Source organism: Rhodococcus sp. G6(2025), from assembly GCF_058628105.1.
In genome coordinates, this window is record NZ_CP179750.1 from 7590759 (window position 1) to 7607323 (window position 16565).

General features: G+C 65.0%; 16 protein-coding genes. 4 read left to right on the forward strand and 12 right to left on the reverse strand.

The features are described from left to right. Window positions 1-12: 12 nt before the first annotated feature. From ACLIVD_RS35205 to ACLIVD_RS35220, 4 genes are all read right to left on the reverse strand, one after another. Entirely contained in the window at window positions 13-672 is a 660-nt protein-coding gene (locus tag ACLIVD_RS35205; protein WP_005249969.1) for a response regulator transcription factor, read from the reverse strand. 58 nt (window positions 673-730) lie between these two features. After that, the gene (locus ACLIVD_RS35210) at window positions 731-2131 is read right to left on the reverse strand and encodes an MFS transporter (protein ID WP_283333189.1); all 1401 of its coding nucleotides are present in this window, start codon (window positions 2129-2131) and stop codon (window positions 731-733) included. Between the two features lie 564 nt (window positions 2132-2695). Next, a complete protein-coding gene (locus tag ACLIVD_RS35215; protein ID WP_283333191.1) occupies window positions 2696-3262 on the reverse strand; it encodes a MaoC family dehydratase in 567 nt (188 codons plus the stop codon). A gap of 68 nt (window positions 3263-3330) precedes the next feature. Next, window positions 3331-4524, reverse strand: a complete 1194-nt coding sequence (locus tag ACLIVD_RS35220) for a CaiB/BaiF CoA transferase family protein (protein WP_477952840.1) — start codon at window positions 4522-4524, stop codon at window positions 3331-3333. 117 nt (window positions 4525-4641) lie between these two features. Here ACLIVD_RS35220 and ACLIVD_RS35225 point away from each other — a divergent pair, with 117 nt between their 5' ends. Beyond that, entirely contained in the window at window positions 4642-5562 is a 921-nt protein-coding gene (locus ACLIVD_RS35225; protein WP_283333193.1) for a LysR family transcriptional regulator, read from the forward strand. A 43-nt stretch (window positions 5563-5605) separates the two neighbouring features. Here ACLIVD_RS35225 and ACLIVD_RS35230 read toward each other — a convergent pair whose 3' ends face one another. Genes ACLIVD_RS35230 through ACLIVD_RS35240 form a run of 3 tightly spaced genes read right to left on the reverse strand, consistent with a single transcriptional unit; the run spans window position 5606 to window position 8258 of the window. Next, window positions 5606-7081 (reverse strand): aldehyde dehydrogenase, encoded by a 1476-nt coding sequence (locus ACLIVD_RS35230; RefSeq protein ID WP_283333355.1) that lies wholly within the window; start codon window positions 7079-7081, stop codon window positions 5606-5608. 32 nt (window positions 7082-7113) lie between these two features. Next, window positions 7114-7728 (reverse strand): thiamine pyrophosphate-dependent enzyme, encoded by a 615-nt coding sequence (locus ACLIVD_RS35235; protein ID WP_283333194.1) that lies wholly within the window; start codon window positions 7726-7728, stop codon window positions 7114-7116. Next, window positions 7725-8258, reverse strand: a complete 534-nt coding sequence (locus tag ACLIVD_RS35240; RefSeq protein ID WP_283333195.1) for a thiamine pyrophosphate-binding protein — start codon at window positions 8256-8258, stop codon at window positions 7725-7727. Before ACLIVD_RS35240 ends, ACLIVD_RS35235 begins: the two co-directional genes overlap by 4 nt. A gap of 292 nt (window positions 8259-8550) precedes the next feature. Between ACLIVD_RS35240 and ACLIVD_RS35245 the strand changes: the two genes are divergently transcribed. After that, the gene (locus ACLIVD_RS35245) at window positions 8551-8799 is read left to right on the forward strand and encodes a hypothetical protein (protein ID WP_280779459.1); all 249 of its coding nucleotides are present in this window, start codon (window positions 8551-8553) and stop codon (window positions 8797-8799) included. A 270-nt stretch (window positions 8800-9069) separates the two neighbouring features. Further along, window positions 9070-9567, forward strand: a complete 498-nt coding sequence (locus ACLIVD_RS35250) for a hypothetical protein (RefSeq protein WP_477952845.1) — start codon at window positions 9070-9072, stop codon at window positions 9565-9567. Window positions 9568-9693: 126 nt separating this feature from the next. Here ACLIVD_RS35250 and ACLIVD_RS35255 read toward each other — a convergent pair whose 3' ends face one another. The 4 genes from ACLIVD_RS35255 to ACLIVD_RS35270 all read right to left on the reverse strand — a co-directional run bounded on the left by ACLIVD_RS35255 (window position 9694) and on the right by ACLIVD_RS35270 (window position 13709). Beyond that, entirely contained in the window at window positions 9694-10527 is an 834-nt protein-coding gene (locus ACLIVD_RS35255; protein WP_283333197.1) for an IclR family transcriptional regulator, read from the reverse strand. A 46-nt stretch (window positions 10528-10573) separates the two neighbouring features. Further along, window positions 10574-11074 carry a flavin reductase family protein gene (locus tag ACLIVD_RS35260; RefSeq protein WP_283333198.1) on the reverse strand — a complete coding sequence of 167 codons (501 nt, stop codon included), beginning with the start codon at window positions 11072-11074 and terminating at the stop codon, window positions 10574-10576. Between the two features lie 734 nt (window positions 11075-11808). After that, window positions 11809-12546 (reverse strand): HpcH/HpaI aldolase family protein, encoded by a 738-nt coding sequence (locus tag ACLIVD_RS35265; protein WP_283333199.1) that lies wholly within the window; start codon window positions 12544-12546, stop codon window positions 11809-11811. A gap of 290 nt (window positions 12547-12836) precedes the next feature. After that, window positions 12837-13709, reverse strand: coding sequence for a fumarylacetoacetate hydrolase family protein (locus ACLIVD_RS35270; protein ID WP_283333200.1), 873 nt, complete (start codon window positions 13707-13709; stop codon window positions 12837-12839). Window positions 13710-14243: 534 nt separating this feature from the next. On the opposite strand from ACLIVD_RS35270, the gene ACLIVD_RS35275 reads away from it, so the two are divergent. Beyond that, on the forward strand, window positions 14244-15626 hold the full coding sequence (locus ACLIVD_RS35275; RefSeq protein WP_283333201.1) for an MFS transporter: 1383 nt from the start codon (window positions 14244-14246) through the stop codon (window positions 15624-15626). A gap of 114 nt (window positions 15627-15740) precedes the next feature. Here ACLIVD_RS35275 and ACLIVD_RS35280 read toward each other — a convergent pair whose 3' ends face one another. Next, window positions 15741-16544, reverse strand: a complete 804-nt coding sequence (locus ACLIVD_RS35280) for an IclR family transcriptional regulator (RefSeq protein WP_005249938.1) — start codon at window positions 16542-16544, stop codon at window positions 15741-15743. Window positions 16545-16565: the final 21 nt, after the last annotated feature.

Sequence of the window (16565 nt, forward strand, 5' to 3'; positions counted from 1 at the left end):
TCGACCCCGAGGTCAGCACACCCACCGGTAGCCGAAACCACGGATGGTGCTGATCAACCCGGGTCGGTCCAGCTTGGCGCGCAGAGTGCCGATGTGGACGTCGAGAGAACGCGAGACCGCCACGAACGCGTCACCCCACACCCGGTCCATCAGTTGCTGACGGCTGACCGCAGCCCCCGGGTTCTCGAGCAGGATCTCGAGGAGGGAGAACTCCTTCGACGTCAGGTCGACCTCTGTTCCCGCCACGGTGACGGTGCGGGAATCGAGGTCGACGCGGACGTCTCCGGTGACCACTTCTCGTGGTGCGCCGCCTTCGACGGCCATGCTTCGCCGGCGCACCACTTCGATGCGAGCGAACAGCTCGGACATGCGGGCCGGCTTGACCAGGTAGTCGTCGGCGCCGCCGCGCAGGCCGCGCACCACCGAACGTTCGTCGTCGCGGGCGGTCAGGATGATGACGGGGACGGCGCTGACCTGGCGGAGCTGACGCAACACCTCGAGCCCGTCGCGGTCCGGCAACCCCAGATCGAGCAGGACGAAGTCCACCTCGCCGTGGTGCAGCAGCAGTTCGGACCCGAACTTCATCCGCACGGGCTGGTGCGCCTGCCGGGTCAGACCCGCAACGAGTGCGTTGCCGACGCCGTCGTCGTCCTCGACCACCGCGATGCGCATAACCGGAATTGTCCCCCGGCCGCGGTGCGCCCGGGGAACAATGCCGGAGGACGAGGGATCAGACACGCTCGAGTCGGCGGTCGTCGCGGTCTTCCTCGCGTCCGTCGCGGGCGGGATTCTCCGTCTCCGGATCGAGGGTGGTGCCGCCCTTGCCCTTGGCCATGAACAGCGCGGCGATTAGGGTCAGTGCCGAGCAGCCGACGACGTAGTAGAAGAAGGCCGATTCATGTCCGGCCTGCTTGAGCGCGAGCGCGAGAGGCTCGGCCGTGCCGCTGAACAGGGCGGCGGTGATCGCGTGCGGCAACCCGACGCCGAGCGCGCGGACCTTCGTCGGGAACAGCTCCGCCTTGACGATCGCGCTCAGAGCGCTGTAGGCGGTCACGATGACCAGTCCGGTCATCATCAGGCCGAACGCCACGAACGCGTTGGTGGTGTTGCCGAGAACGGTCAGAATCGGGACGGTCAGCACGGTCGAGCCGACACCGAAGAACAGCATGACCTTGCGGCGACCGATGCGGTCGGAGATCAGTCCGGCCACGGGCTGCAGCAGCATGTAGATGAACAGTGCGGCGAAGTTGATCCACGCCACCGTTTCCGGGGCGATCCCCGAGGTGTTGATCATGTACTTCTGCAGGTACGTGGTGTACGTGTAGAACGCGACGGTGCCGCCGATCGCGAGGCCGAAGACCATCGCGAGCTGCTTCGGGTACTGCAGCAGCAGTCGGAGGGTGCCGCGCTTGGCCGACGGCTGCGTGCCGGACGCCTTCTCGGCAGCGATCTGGGCCGCCTCCTCCTTGTACTGGTCCGACTCGTCCATCCCGCGACGGAAGAGCATCACGGTCACGGCGGCGATCGCGCCGATCACGAACGGAATACGCCAACCCCAGGCCTGCATCTGGTCGATGGTCAGCAGCTGCAGCAGAATGATCTGGACACCGAGCGCAGCGAGCTGACCCAGGATGATCGACACGTACTGGAAGCTCGAGTAGAAGCCGCGGCGGCCGGGCGTCGCGACTTCGGACAGGTACGTTGCGCTCGAAGCGAATTCGCCTCCGACGGAGAGTCCCTGGATCAGTCGCGCCATCACCAGCAGTGCCGGGGCGAGCATGCCGATCGCCTCGAAACTCGGTGTCGCAGCGATGATCAGCGATCCTGCGGCCATCATCAGCACCGACAACGTCAGCGCGTTCTTGCGCCCGTACCGGTCCGCGTATCGGCCCAGGATGTACCCACCGATCGGGCGCATCAGGAATCCGACGGCGAAAACCAGTGCGGTGGAGAGAAGCTGGGCAGTCGTGCTGCTCTGCGGGAAGAAGGACGCCGCGAAAAACACACTGAACGCTGCATAGACGAACCAGTCGTACCACTCCACGAGGTTGCCGATGCAGCCGCGAACCACGTTCGCAACAACCCGCCTCTCGCCGGTCGACGACGTTGGGTTCGAAGTCGTGTGTCGCATGATGTTCCTTCCTCGACTGCTGTGATGATGCATAGCCACTGACACCAATGTGGTCGCCGCCACAGCGAGAGGGAAGGGATGGTCCGCTTTCCTTACATTCGCTTTAGACGGCACTGCCGCAGGTAGCTCGGAGCGCGGGCGGCACAAAATCCGGATTTCGGCGACCTCCACACCATGGGCAGACAGGTGTTCCAAATACGACAACGATGCGTTCTGCTGTCCATACATGAACATCTTGGGCGCGGGTATCGCCAGGAAGCGGTTCATCAGATCGCCCTGGTCGGAGAGTTCCACCATCGACTCGAAGATTCCACGCACGGAACCGGCCCGGACCTTGTGCCGCAGACTGGCGGAATACAGAGCGCTCGAGAAGTACCGCGAATTCCAGGCTCGGTCGATGAATTCGGCGAAGAAGCCTTCTGGGTCATCGTCGGGGTGGTTGATGATCTGCCGAGACCGGCCAGTCGCGGGGCATGGCAGAACAGCCACAAACGTCCACAAGGCTCGGTATTCGACGCCCAGGGTGTTGCCGCGCCGGCCCTGCCTGCCCGGCAACTCGATCAACTACTCGATCCCGGCTGCGCGCCGTGACCGGTCGTCCCACTTGGGGTCGACGCCTGCAGTGTGCGGTCCGTGTCCCTTGCGATACACCATGAGGGTCCGTTCGAAGGTGATGACGATGGTGCCGTCCTGGTTGTACCCGATGGTGCGCACGGTGACGATGCCGATGTCCCTGTGGGACGAGGACTCTCGTTTGGTGAGGACCTCCGATTGGGAGTAGATGGTGTCGCCCTCGAATACCGGGTTCGGCAGGCGCACCCGGTCCCAACCGAGGTTGGCGTGCACGTGCTGGGAGATGTCGGTGACGCTCTGCCCGGTGACGAGGGCAAGGGTGAAGGTGGAGTCGACGAGCGGCTTACCCCACGTCGTCTGACTCGAGTAGTGCGCGTCGAAGTGGATCGGCGCCGTGTTCTGGGTGAGGAGCGTCATCCACGAGTTGTCGACCGGCAGCACCGTGCGGCCGAGTGGGTGCCGGTACACGTCTCCGATCTCGAAGTCTTCGAAGTAGCGGCCGGGCCAGCCGGTGACCGGTGGCGCCGACTGCTCGACCTGGTTTTCGCTGCTGCTCAAGGTAGTTCTCCTTCGGTAGTTCGTCGCCGACGGCGCGACTCGGCCGACGGCGGAGGGAAGAGTGTGTGTCAGGACCCGACCGCTGCGTACTCGTCGAGCCACGTCAGGATGCTGTCGGTGTGTTCCCCCAGACCTGGTACGGGGCGCATCTCGTGTTCGGCGCCCATCACCGTCACCGGGGGAAGTAGTCCTTCGAGCCGTCCGACGGGGGAATCGAATTGCGCCCACCGGGAGCGTGCCGCGAGCTGCGGGTGCTCGGCGAACTCGTCCATCGTGCGCTGCCGGGCATACGCGATCTTCGCCGCTTCCAACCTGTGGACGAGGTCCGCGCCGGTGAGGCCTGCGGCAACGTCGTCGATGACGCCATCGAGCTCGGCGCGGTGTGCGACCCGGTCGGCGTTGGTGACGAACCGCGGATCGTCGATCAGCTCCGGCGCATGCAGCACGACACGACAGAACACGTCCCATTCGCGTTCGTTCTGCAGACCCAGGTTGACGACCTCCCCGTCGGCCGCAGTGAACGGTCCGTACGGCGCGATGGTCGCGTGGCTCGCTCCCGTCCGCTTCGGCGCCGACCCGCCGTATCGGGCGTAGTAGTCGGCGTACCCCATCCACTCGCCGAGCGCCTCGAGCATCGAGATCTCGAGGTTGGCGCCTCGGCCGGTCCGCCCACGATCGAGCAAGGCGGTGAGGATCCCCGAGTAGGCATACGTGCCGGCGCAGATGTCCGCGATGGACAGTCCGACCTTCGAGGGCTCGTCCTCGGTTCCGGTGATCGACACCAGTCCGGCCTCGCATTGGATCAGCAGGTCGTAGGCCTTTCGTGCCTCATAGGGGCCGCCGCGGCCATATCCGGAGATATCGCACGTGATCAGGTGTGGGTGGGTTTCCCGCAAGCGGTCGGCCCCGATGCCGAGGCGCCCTGCCGCGCCGGGTGCCAGGTTCTGGACGAGGACGTCGGCGCGGTCGACGAGTTGGTGCAGGATCCGGTTGCCCTCCTCGGAGCGAACGTCGAGCTCGATGCTCTCCTTCCCTCGGTTAGTCCACACGAAATGACTCGCCATCCCCTGGACCGTTCGGTCGTATCCGCGTGCGAGATCTCCGACGCCGGGACGTTCGATCTTGATCACCCGCGCACCGAGGTCGGCGAGTTGCCGGGTCGCGAACGGTGCCGCGATCGCCTGTTCGAGCGAGACCACCACGACACCCTCCAAGGGCCGATGCACAGGGTGGGAAACAAAATCCGAACGCTCGGTACTCACGTCATTCTCCTTGCCGGGGCAGTCGTGTCAGTGCCCTTTCACTGTCGCGCTCCCGCGGGTGTTTGTGAAATGCCGATATCCGCCGAGTCTCATACGACTCGCGTATAAGCTCAGGCAGTGAACTTGCAGGAGTTGCGGTGGTTCGTCGCCCTCACCGAATCGGAGAACATCACCGCTGTCGCCGCGGAGATGCATGTCACGCAACCGACGTTGTCGCGGGCCATAGCCCGGCTGGAGACGGGGTTCGGGGTGCGCTTGTTCGACCGGCGGCACAATCGGCTCCACCTCAACCGGTACGGCGAGATTCTCCGTGCACATGCGTTGCGCGCATTGAGCGAGGTGGATTCCGCACACAACCGGATCAGCACCCTTGCGGATCCGAACGAGGGCACCGTCTCCCTCTGCTTCCTGCACAGTCTCGGCGAGTGGTTGGTCCCGGAACTGATCAGCAGGTATCGCGCCGAACATCCCAAAGTGAGATTCGAACTACGCGGTGCTGCAGCAGATTCGGTAGTCGACGACATTCGGCTCGGGCGGTCCGATCTCGGCTTCGTAGCCCCCGAGCCCTCCGTCGACGACCTCGTGTGGACACCAGTGGCCACCGAACCGGTTCGCTTGCTCGTTCCCGTCCGTCACCGGTTGGCCCGCCGCAAGACGGTGAGTCTCGCCGAAGTCGCCGAGGACGATTTCGTGGCGCTCACGCCGGAGTACGGGCTGCGCCAACTCACAGACCGTCTCGCCCGAGCTGCCGGCTTCGCCCCGCGAATCGCGTTCTCAGTCACCGAGGTCGGCACGATGCGCGCCATGATCGCGGCCGGAGTGGGCGTGGGAGTTGTGCCTGCTCCATCTGCGGCCGCCGCCCCTCCCGACGGAACTGCACTGGTCGAACTCCGCGATCGCGATGCCTGGCGAACGATCGGCATGATCCGGGCCGATCGACCCCTCACCTCCTCGGTCGCCGCAGGCTTTCACAGGTTCGTCCTCGAGACGCTCGTCGAGAACACCACCGAACCCGCCGGGCCTCCTCGACGCGAATGATCGTGCCTGCCTCTCAGTCGACAGACGCCCCTCGGCGCGGGGGTCAGCGCAGGACCAACGGGTTTCCGGTCGGTGCCCCGGTGTTGATCCACACGCTCTTGGTTTCGAGGTACTCGTCGATTGCCTCGGCACCGTTTTCCCGGCCGATACCGGAGTCCTTCACCCCGCCGAACGGCAGCATGAAGCTGACCGCGCGGTAGGTGTTGACCCAGACCGTCCCGGACTCGATCGCCTCCGCCATGCGGAACGCGCGAGGCAGATCGGTAGTCCAGACCCCGGCACCGAGACCGTACTTCGAGTCGTTGGCGATGGTGATCGCCTCGTCTTCGGTGTCGAACGGGATCACCGCCAGCACCGGGCCGAAGACTTCCTCCTGCGCCAACCGGGATTGATTGCTCACCCCGGTGAACACTGTCGGCTGTACGAACCACCCATCGGTTCCGGTGCCGGTGGGCACGCCGCCACCGAGCGCGAGTTGTGCGCCCTCGGCGGTGGCGATGTCGATGTACTCGAGGACCTTCTTGTGCTGGTCCCGAGTCGTGATCGGCCCCACCTGGGTGTCGGGGGACATCGGGTCACCGAGCCGCGCGGTCGAGGCCAGCGCGACCAGCTTGGCGACGACCTCGTCGTGCACGGAACGCTGCACCAGAAGCCGGCTTCCGGCGATGCAGGTCTGACCGGTCGCGGCGAAAATTCCGGACACCGCGCCGTTGACCGCAGCGTCGAGATCGGCGTCGGCGAAGACGATGTTCGGTGATTTGCCGCCGAGTTCGAGCGAAACCCGTTTGAGGCCGCGCGCCGCCGCGGCGCCGATGTGCCGCCCGGTCGCGTCGGAGCCGGTGAATCCCACCTTGCGCACCAGGGGGTGCTCGACCAGCGGCCCGCCCACGTCCGGCCCGAATCCGCTGACCACGTTGACCACTCCCGCAGGCAGGCCCGCCTGCTCGAGGATACGAACGAATTCGAGTGTCGAGGCGGAGGTGTATTCGGAGGGCTTGACGACCACCGAACAACCAGCGGCCAACGCGGGTGCCAGCTTCCAGGTGAGCAGCAGCAGCGGTGAGTTCCATGGAGTGATGATTCCGACGACCCCGATGGGCTCGCGCCGGGTGTAGGTGAAGTATCCCGGTTTGTCGACGGGAACGACGCGGCCTTCGGTCTTGTCGGCGAGACCGCCGTAGTACCGGTACCACTGCGCGAGATACCGGCACTGGCCCAACATCTCGTTGTAGAGCTTGCCGTTGTCGCGGACCTCGATGCGGGCGAGGAATTCGGCGTTCTCCTCGAGCACGTCGGCGACGCGCTGGAGGACGAGACCGCGGGCGCTGGGACTCATGCTCGCCCACGGCCCCGTGGTCATGGCACGGTGCGCGGCCTGGGCGGCGTCCTCGACATCCGATGCTTGTCCGCGCGCGATCTGCGCCCACGGCCGGCCGGTGAAGGGATTGTCGGTCTCGAAGTAGGAATCGTCAGCGGACGGGCGCTGCTGGCCGTCGATATGGAGCAGGTATTTCTGCATGACAGTGTTCTCTTTCGCTTCGGTGTCGGCCATCAGAACGTGTCGAGGCCGAGCGCGGCACGGAACTTGTTCTTCACCGCCGTGCCGTCCCGGGGCGGAAGGGCGCGCGGCGGCTCGGTCTGCTCGATGAACACCTGAACGAAGGTCGTACCTTCCCGGGCGGTGACGATCCGTGCGACACGCTCGGCGTCGGCGATGTCGCGGACCCGTTCGGTGCAGGCAATGCCGAACGACGACGCGATGCCGGCCAAATCGGCGCCGAGGCTCGAGTGGCTGCGCTGCATGCCGGTTTCGCCGAAGTGCCCGTTGTCGACGACGACGATGGTGAGGTTCTTCGGGGCCTTGACCGCGACCGATCCGAGCGCGCCGATGCCCATGAGCTGCTCCCCGTCACCGGTGATGACGACCACGGACTCGTCCGGGCGAGCGAGCGCGAGGCCCAGGCCGGTGGGTACGGCGGCGCCCATGGCGCCCCACAGATAGAAGTTGCGGTCACGCTCCCCGGCGGCGAACACGTCATAGGAGGGGGAGCCGAGACCGGTGACGACCAGTGCCTCCGGCGCCCGGTCGAGCAGTGTCGCGACGAAATCGCGTCGGTCGAGGCGTTCGCCGGCGAGGGTTCCGATGGTCGAGTCGTGTGCGTTCACTTGCGCTCCCATTTCTTGCGTCCGATGAGCCGCTGGCCCAGGAGCACTGCGACGCGCTCACCAGCGAGGAAAGCCTGATCGAAGGCGGCGGAGACGACCTCGCCGACCTGATCGGGGTCGTCGACCCGGAAAACTGTGATGCCCATGAGTTCGAGGGCCTGCTGCGTGGTCGAACCCATGGGGATCTGCCAGGGGTTGAACTCGGCGTACTCACCACGCATCGTCACCAGCGTGAGGAACGGGAACTTGCACATCTCCAGCAGGGAAAACATGTTGACACAGTTGCCGACTCCGCTGCTCTGCATGAGCAGGACCGCGCGCTGCCCGCCGAGCCACGCGCCGCTGACAAGTCCGACGCCCTCTTCCTCGGTGGTCAGGACGACGTCTTCGATGCCGGGGTCGGCGATCGCTGCTTGGATTGCGTACGAGTGGCCGGCGTCCGGTACGTAGGCGATCTGCTTGACATCTCCTTCGCGCAGAACGTCGAAGACGGACTTCTGCCAGCCAGGTGCGCTGACGGTGGAATTCATGGGTGCTCCGATTCATGACGATGGACGCTCCCAAAGATCATGAAACAACATGATGGCGGGGTGGTAATAGAATTTCGTGATACTGCCATCAAAGGTTTTGTTTGCGGCGGGTAGAACCCGAACAGCCCTTGGTCATCTACGTTCACGACGGCACCGCTCAGCCCGGACGCGTTCCCGGCGTTCACACAGGGGTGGGCAACGCGCACCCTAGGGTGTCTGTCGAACCGCATGTCCGGACGGCAGTGTTGTTGTGGACAAGGAATACTCGACCACACACCACCAAGGACACCGCATGTTTCGCCACACTGCCATTCGCGCCGGCCTGATGTTCGCCGCGGTCGCGTTCTCTCTCACCGGCGCAGCCGGAATCGCGCACGCCATGCCCGCCTCGTCGGGGACTGATGTCGCGGTGGCCGCACAGTCGGACCGCGATGCCCGCGACCGGGATCGGCGCGACCGTTTCGACGACGACGAGCAGGCCATGCTCTGCGAGGGCCAGGCCATCGTCGACCGCCCCAGCTGCTCGTCTCTGCCGTACTGATTCGCATCGATCGAGCTGCCCTCCGCCGGCGCCGCTGCCGCGTTCAGTGCGGCAGCGGCGGTCGAACCGATGCGGCGGGCGCGTATCGTGTGCTGCACGGTAACCCCGCACCCGATGGCTTCGCCCATCGGTCCGCCTACTGCGCGGGGTCTGACGATGCTCGACGAACGACCACGGCGCACGCCTGACCATGCCTCACCCCAGACGTTCACGGTCTTCGTCGACGACGAGCCTGTCTCCGCAGACTCCGTCTGGCACCCGGGTGACACCGTGACCACTGCCCTCTCGTGGCTCGACGAGCAGCAGCTTCCCGCCGAGCTCCGATCACTGGCCGAGGAGGTCGAGAGTCGGCCGAACGGTGTCGGCCGAGGAGTCTTCTACGTCGACAGGTACCCGGGTTTCTCCCCTCAGCCAGTACTGTCCGTCAGCGGAGTGGTCGCGACCATCGAGGTCGTCGCGAACCTCGAACTGCACACCGACCAGGGCTGGAAACTGTTGCCCGCCAACGTGCAGATGTGGGACGTACCCGACACGGGCACGTGGCGCATGCCGAATCGCCAGTACTCGGTGCCCGGCACGTCCGGTGACCTTCGGTTCGTCGAACAGCACGAGTTCATCGAGCGGTACGGCGTCACCACACCGACCTTCCGTCGCGATTCCCGATACTTCCGGGTGGTTGTGCTGTTGTCACTGCGGTCCCGCAAATGGTGCGATCCTGACCTCGTCGAGCGCGTCGATCACGGAAACGTAGATGGCAGATTTGGGTGAGCTGCTGACGGATCGGCAACGGGAGGTCCGCGGCGGCGCCGAACACTATATGTATCCCGCTCAGTACGTTCCCGTTTCGTGGTGATCGACATGCTGCGTTCAGGGGCATATCTGTTGCGGTACCGGTCAAGCGATTGTCGAATCCTGCCAGAAGACATCGACGAGACGCTCGACGAGCTGCTGCATCTGGTGAAGGCCTTCGGGAATGCGGTCGGGGCCGAACCGATATCGCGGACCGTTGAGGGACACGATCGCCACCAGATTCCCCGACGAATCCCTGACGGGAAGGGAGAGGGAGATCAATTCTTCTTCGAGTTCGTTGTCTATGAGTGCGAAGCCGCTTTCGCGGATCTGATCGAGCTCGGCCAGCAGGGCTGTGCGGTCGGTGATGGTGTGCGCTGTGAATGCGTCGAGCCTTTCGGGCAACCGGCCCACGATCTTCTTGATCGGCCACTCAGCCAAGAGCACCTTGCCGCTGGAGCTGGCGTGGAGTGGAAACTGTTTGCCGATCATGTGATGCGACATCCGGGATGTGGTGCCCACGACATGCGATCCGGCGGCCTCGGCGATGAGGTCGAGTTCATCCTTCGCATTCGGCACCGACAACGTCACCGTTTCGTTGAACTGGTCGGCCAGCTCCCGCAGTAGTGGCAGAGCCCGGGCAGCGAGACCGGCATAGGGGTCGGCGTGCCGTCCGAGTCGGGACACTTCCGAGCCCAGGATGTAGTTGTTGTCGATGCGGTCCACCATGCCGGTCCGCTCGAGGCTGTAAAGCAGACGAAACGCGGTGGGACGGGAAATTCCGACCGCTTTGGCAAGGGTACTCACCGTCGCACCGGTCTTGGGTCGGGAAGCGAGCTCGCGCAGTAGACGAACAGCCTTGGTCACCGACTTGTTGGCAATCTCGGACGGCTCGCTCAAATTGACTGCGACCAGTGCAGCCGTCTTCTGCTCGTTCATTGCTCACCCGTTTCTTTGGCGTATCTCACCTCGGCCGAGTCGTGGGTCAGGCGGCGGTCAGTTGCCGGATTCCACCGAGTCGGCCCTGATGGAAAACGAGAGGCTCGCCGTGTCCGGCGTCCATCTGCAACACCCGAGCGATGACGATGACATGGTCGCCGCCGTCGAGTTCGTGGGTGACCTCGCAGTCGACGAAGGCGTGGGCGCCGTCGATCCGGGGTGATCCGGCCTCGGAGAGGGACCAGTCGATGTCGGCGAACTTGTTGGGCAGCTTGCTCGACAAGGCGCGGCACACCGACTCCTGGCCCGCGGCCAGCACACTGGCGCACAACCGTCCGGCGGCCCGGACCTTCGGCCAACTGGTGGAGGTGTGCGCGACACTGAAGCTGACCAACGCCGGATCCAGCGACAACGACTGGAAGGTACCGACCACCAGCCCACACGGGAACTCCGCGTCGGCGGTGATACCCGACAGGGCGACCACACCGGTGGGCAGGTTCCCCATCACATTCCGGTAGTGCGCCTGGTCGATGGTGGAAGTAAGCATGACGACTCCTCTTCGGGTCATAGGCTGGCGCACGCGCCGGTCAAGCGAGATGGACTCAAGATGTGTTCATAAAGTGAACGCATCGTTCAGACCGACGTAAGTATTGCGTCCTACGTCACACCCTGTCAAGCATTGAGGGTCGCTGGTCGAGTACACGAGCGGCCTGAGGTCGGGTGAGGATCCACACCGCTCCTCGATCGCCCGAATGTCAGAATTGTTCGTCCGAATCGATTCTGCAGCTCTGTTCGAATTGATTGCGCTCCATATGGTTAGAAAGCCATAGCTCTCGAGCGCAGTCGAGCTCGCCCCCCGGGCGACGTTGGCCGCACGGAGTCGAGCCAGGGGGTGCAAGGCGTCGGCGGGAGACGATCGATTCAGACTCGGCCCGAGACAGGCTCGACGGCCACCGAGGTCCCCGTCACACTTTCGATCGATGCGTTCGGAATACGAACACTTTCAGGTCAACCTCGCTGCCCGTCGCCGCCAGCGCTGCCCGTATCCGATCATCGTCGACGAACTCGCCCAGCAGGACGACGACATCGCCTTCGACTCTGCGCACGATGTCGCCGACTGCATCGGGCTGAAGATCTCGAAGGCAGGCGGGCTGATCGAGGACGGCGGCATCCTGCCCACTAACAGTCCCGGTCCGGGATCGAGGTCGACGAGGCCGTGCTCGGCGATCCGGTTGCCGTGTGGATCGCCTGACGTAGTAGGGCAGGCAAACAACGCCACCGTCAGAGGCGGACACCTCGCGCGGCGTACGTCCCGCGGGCCTGCGCCAGGGCCGCCTGCGCTCCCTCGTGGAGCACTTCGTAGTCTGCGGCGGGTGCAATGGTCCGGATTCCGTTCTCGGCGCAGGCCGTGGTCATTTCCTGACTACCGCCGTAGGCAGCGACGTCCAGTCCATGGCGAGTGCATGCCTCGACGATTCTGCGAACGGCATCGAAAGTGGCTCCCCCCAAGATATCCGAGGCGGAACCGGCCAGGGACAGCGTGAGGTCTGCCGTACCGATGAGGATCCCGTCGAGTCCGGGCGTTCCGCAGATGTTCTCGGCTTCGGCCAGGCCGTTCGCGTCCTCGATCATCAGGTAAACACGTTGAGGGGGTGCCGAGGCTGGGCGCAGTGCCGCCCGAACCGGTCCCCATGAGCGATGGCCCTCGGGGGCGTAGCGGCAGAAACCCACTGCCTCACGTGCCTGGGCGGCCGAGCCGATCTGCGGCACGACGACGACGTCGGCTCCCATGTCGAGCGCCCAGTTGGCTTGCGCGTAGTTCGTCGCCTGCGTGCGTACCCAGGCTTCGACGCCGGCGCCCTGCACGGCCGAGAGCAGAGGCACGACAGCGTCGGTACCGATTGCGCCGTGCTGCAAATCGATGACGGCCCAGTCGAATCCCGCGCGAACCATGAGTTCGACGGCGAAGACGGAGTCGAGTGTCAGCCATGCGCCGAGCGACGGTGAGGTCGAGGTCATTGTGTTGCGCTCCATTCGATGGATTTACGGGGGACCGTGGGTGACGCTCCCGGTCACTTCTGTGGCGTCGGTGGAATCAGCACCAGCTTGCCGATGTACTCGGCGAGGAAATCTTCCTGCGCGCGGACGATGTCGGACAACGGATAGGCGGCCGTGGTTGTCGATCGCTGCAGCGGCGACCTCGATCACCTCACCCCGATCGGCTCCGGGGACAGCGACGTCGGTGCGGTACTCGAGCCCGCCGTGGCCCGTCAGGAGAATTGCGGTCAACCGTTGGCAGGGTGCCCCGATCACCCCAGCGCAGCGACCGGTTCGCGGGAGGTGAAGGTCTGGACGAGTTCGCCGATGTCGGTGATACGACTACGCAGCACGTCACCGGGGCCCAGGAACCGCTGTGGTGTCCGGCCCACCCCCACACCGGCGGGCGTTCCCGTGAACACCACGTCGCCGGGATAGAGCTCGAGGGTGTGCGACAGGTGCTCGATCAGCGCCGGAACCGGGAAGATCATCTGCGCGGTGCGTCCGAACTGGACGAGTTCGCCGTTGATGCCGGCTTCCAGCGCGAGATCGTTCGGATCGTCGAATTCGTCGATCGTCACCAAAGCAGGTCCGATCGGGGCGAACCCGCGATGCGACTTCGCCAGGCTGAACTGCGGAACCGGTCCGGCCAACTGCCGGCCGCGGTCGGACAAATCCTGTCCGACGGACAACCCCGCGACGGACTCCCATGCCCGATCGGCCGGGATGTTGCGGCCACCCCGGCCGATCACGACCACGAGTTCGACCTCCCAGTCCACCGTTTCCGAGGGAAGTGGGACCGTGGTGACCGGGCCGGAGATCGCCGAGGCGAACTTGGTGAAGATCACCGGCGACTCGGGCCGCTCCACCCCGGATTCCGCCGCGTGGTCGGCATAGTTCAATCCGACGGCGAACACCTGGCGCGGAGCCGGCACCGGCGCCCCCAGCCGAGCCGGGTCGATTCCGCCGCATTGCGTCGGGGTGACCCGGTCGCGGTTACCCGTGTACCAGGTGACGAACTCCGCCCACCGCTCGTAAATCTTCTGCGGTTCGGCAGAAAAATAGCCGTGGCTTTCCGCCTCGACATCGACGAGGCCGCCTCGCGTCGACACCTGTAGGCGGCCATCGAGATTGATCAACCGCACTGAAACTCTCCCATCGTGTGCCCTGCGTGTCGATTCCGTCCACCAGAGGCAGGATCGTCCGGCAACTGTGATTCATTTGGCCACGAATCTTCAGTTTCTGAACAGAGCGTTCATTTTGCGTAATTGTTGATAGTGCGGTGCGGGTCACAGCTTGTCAAGACGAAGGCCAGACTCACGGCGGTCGCAGGACCTATCGCGACGGCCGCGCACTGAGGCGCGCCAGCACGCGATGACCGCGAGTTACGGCACGAGAATCCGATATTCGAGAGATCGTGCCACCCCGATCGACCCGGAAACCAACCCGGGGGCGGCGCGACTGGTCGCAGACGTGGGGGCGGGGTCTTGACTGGCCATGAGGTCCATGTCACAATTTTGAGCGTGGCGTTCACTTATTGAACGATTGCAATGTCGGTGGTTGAACACGGTGCCGCCGACACACGCGCACACTTCATCCCCGCCTTTCCCCGCCCCGGACGGCATTCGCACCGTCCACGTCGGCTGTCATGTCGACGCGCACCAGCAAGGAGTGACCTGGTGACGATTACCAACACGGATTCCGTCGGAGAGTATGAGGACGGCCCGGTCGGCACGAAGGCCGACCCAGGGCCGGTCGACAAGAAGCGATTCCTGGTCAAACTGACCGGTGTGATCGCCGGTGGCATGTTCATCGACGGTTACATCCTCGGCATCGTCGGCACCGTCATCGGTGCCATCACCCTCGATTTGGATATGTCGCTGTACTGGGAGGGGCTGATCGGCGCCTCCGCGCTGATCGGCATCTTCGTCGGCGGCCCCCTCGGCGGTTGGCTGGCCGACAAACTCGGCCGCAAGCCGCTGTTCGCGATCGACCTGGCGATCTTCATCCTCGGATCGGTTATGCAGTTCTTCGTCGACTCGGCCTGGCAACTGTTCGCCGTCCGGTTGCTGATGGGCATCGCGATCGGGGCCGACTACTCCGTCGGCTGGCCACTGCTCTCCGAATTCGCCCCCCGACGGTTGCGCGGCAAACTGCTGGCCTATTGCGAGGTCGCCTGGTACGTCGGCTTCATGTTCGCCTTCGTCTCCGGCTTCCTGATGACCACCGTGTGGTCCCTCGACTGGCGCATCGTGCTCGGCTCGAGCACCGTTCCGGCGGTGATCTTGTTCCTGGCTCGGCTGGGCATGCCCGAATCCCCGCGCTGGCTGATGAACAAGGGGCGCACCGAAGACGCAACCGAGATCGCCCACGCCTACCTCGAGGACCCGTCCGACGTCGTCGACATCGCCAACGAGGGCACCCGCAAGGGCACCTTCGGGATGCTGTTCTCCCCGGCCTACCGGCGGGCGACCATCTTCATCTCGATCTTCTGGTTCTGCGCGGTGGCACCGTATTTCGCGATCGCCACGTTCGCAGCCAGTGTGCTGGAGGGCTACGGCCTCGGTGACGGACTCGTCGGCGCCATCGGGGTCAACGGCCTCGCCCTGGTCGGTGTCATGGTCTCGGTCCTGCTCATCGAACGTGTCGGCCGGCGGAAGCTGACCATCCCGCAGCAGTGGGTCTGCGCGGTGGTCCTGCTGATCATCGGATTGTGGACGTCCGCCCCGCCCGCGGTGGTGCTGATCTGCTTCCTGGTCTTCGCGTTCGCCAACGCCATGTCCACCGCCCTGACCGGGGTCTACCCGGGGGAGATCTTCCCGACCGAGATCCGTGGCCTGGGAACCGGTTTCGCGACCGCGTTCAGTCGCGTCGGTGCAGGCCTGGGCACCTTCCTGCTGCCCTGGTCGATGCACAACCTCGGCGCCGGGATCACGATGCTGATTGCCGCCGGCATCTGCGTCGTCGGCGCCGCAGTCTCCCAGGTCCTCGCCCCGGAAACGATGGGCCGCAACCTGAGCGAAACCTCGGCCCCCCGCGTCGGTCAGCCCGCACGAACCTGACCGAAACGCCCCCAAGCGGAATCACGAGAGGCATCCGCAGAGAGCACCGGGAACCGGAGTCCGTACCAGGGCTCCGGTTCCCGGTGATTCACGCAGAATGGCTGATCGGCGGGACTATTCGCCCACCGCGTCCTGCCAGAACACCTCGACGAGGCGCTCGACGATGGCCTGCATCTGCTGGAGCGCTTCGGGAATGCGGTCGCGCCCGAAGCGGTAGCGGGGGCTGTTGAGCGTCAAGATCGCCACCAGCGTGCCGGAGGAGTCCCGCACCGGCCGCGACAGCGAAATCAGTTCTTCTTCGAGTTCGTTGTCGATGATGCCGAACCCCTGCTCGCGGACCTGATCGAGTTCCCGGAGCAGAACGGCACGATCGGTGATGGTGTGGGGCGTATAGGCCTCGAGCTTCTCGGGCAGCAGCGCGAGCACCTTGTCCAGCGGCATCTCGGCGAGCAGTACCTTGCCGGTGGAGCTGGCGTGCAGCGGATATTGCTGGCCGACCATGTGCGATGACATGCGGCTCATGATCCCGACCACGTGCGAGCCGGCGGCCTCGGCGACCAGGTCCAGGCCGTCCTGCGAATTCGGCACGGACAGCGTCACCGATTCGTTGAACTTGTCGGCCAGCTCCTGCAGCAGCGGTTGTGCGCGCGCGACGAGTCCGGCGTAGGGGTCGGCGCGCCGTCCGAGGCGGGCCATTTCCCAGCCGAGGATGTAGTTGTTGTCGATTCGGTCCACGAGCCCGGTGCGTTCGAGACTGTAGAGCAGACGGAACGCGGTGGGCCGGGAGATCCCGACCCCCTTCGCGAGCGTGGTCACGGTGGCGCCGGTGCGCGGGTGCGCGGCCAACTCCCGTAGCAGCCGAACCGCTTTGGTCACCGACTTGTTCGTCATCTCCGTCGGTTCGGGTACTTCGCTCATGCCACCCCTTTGTCGCGTCGG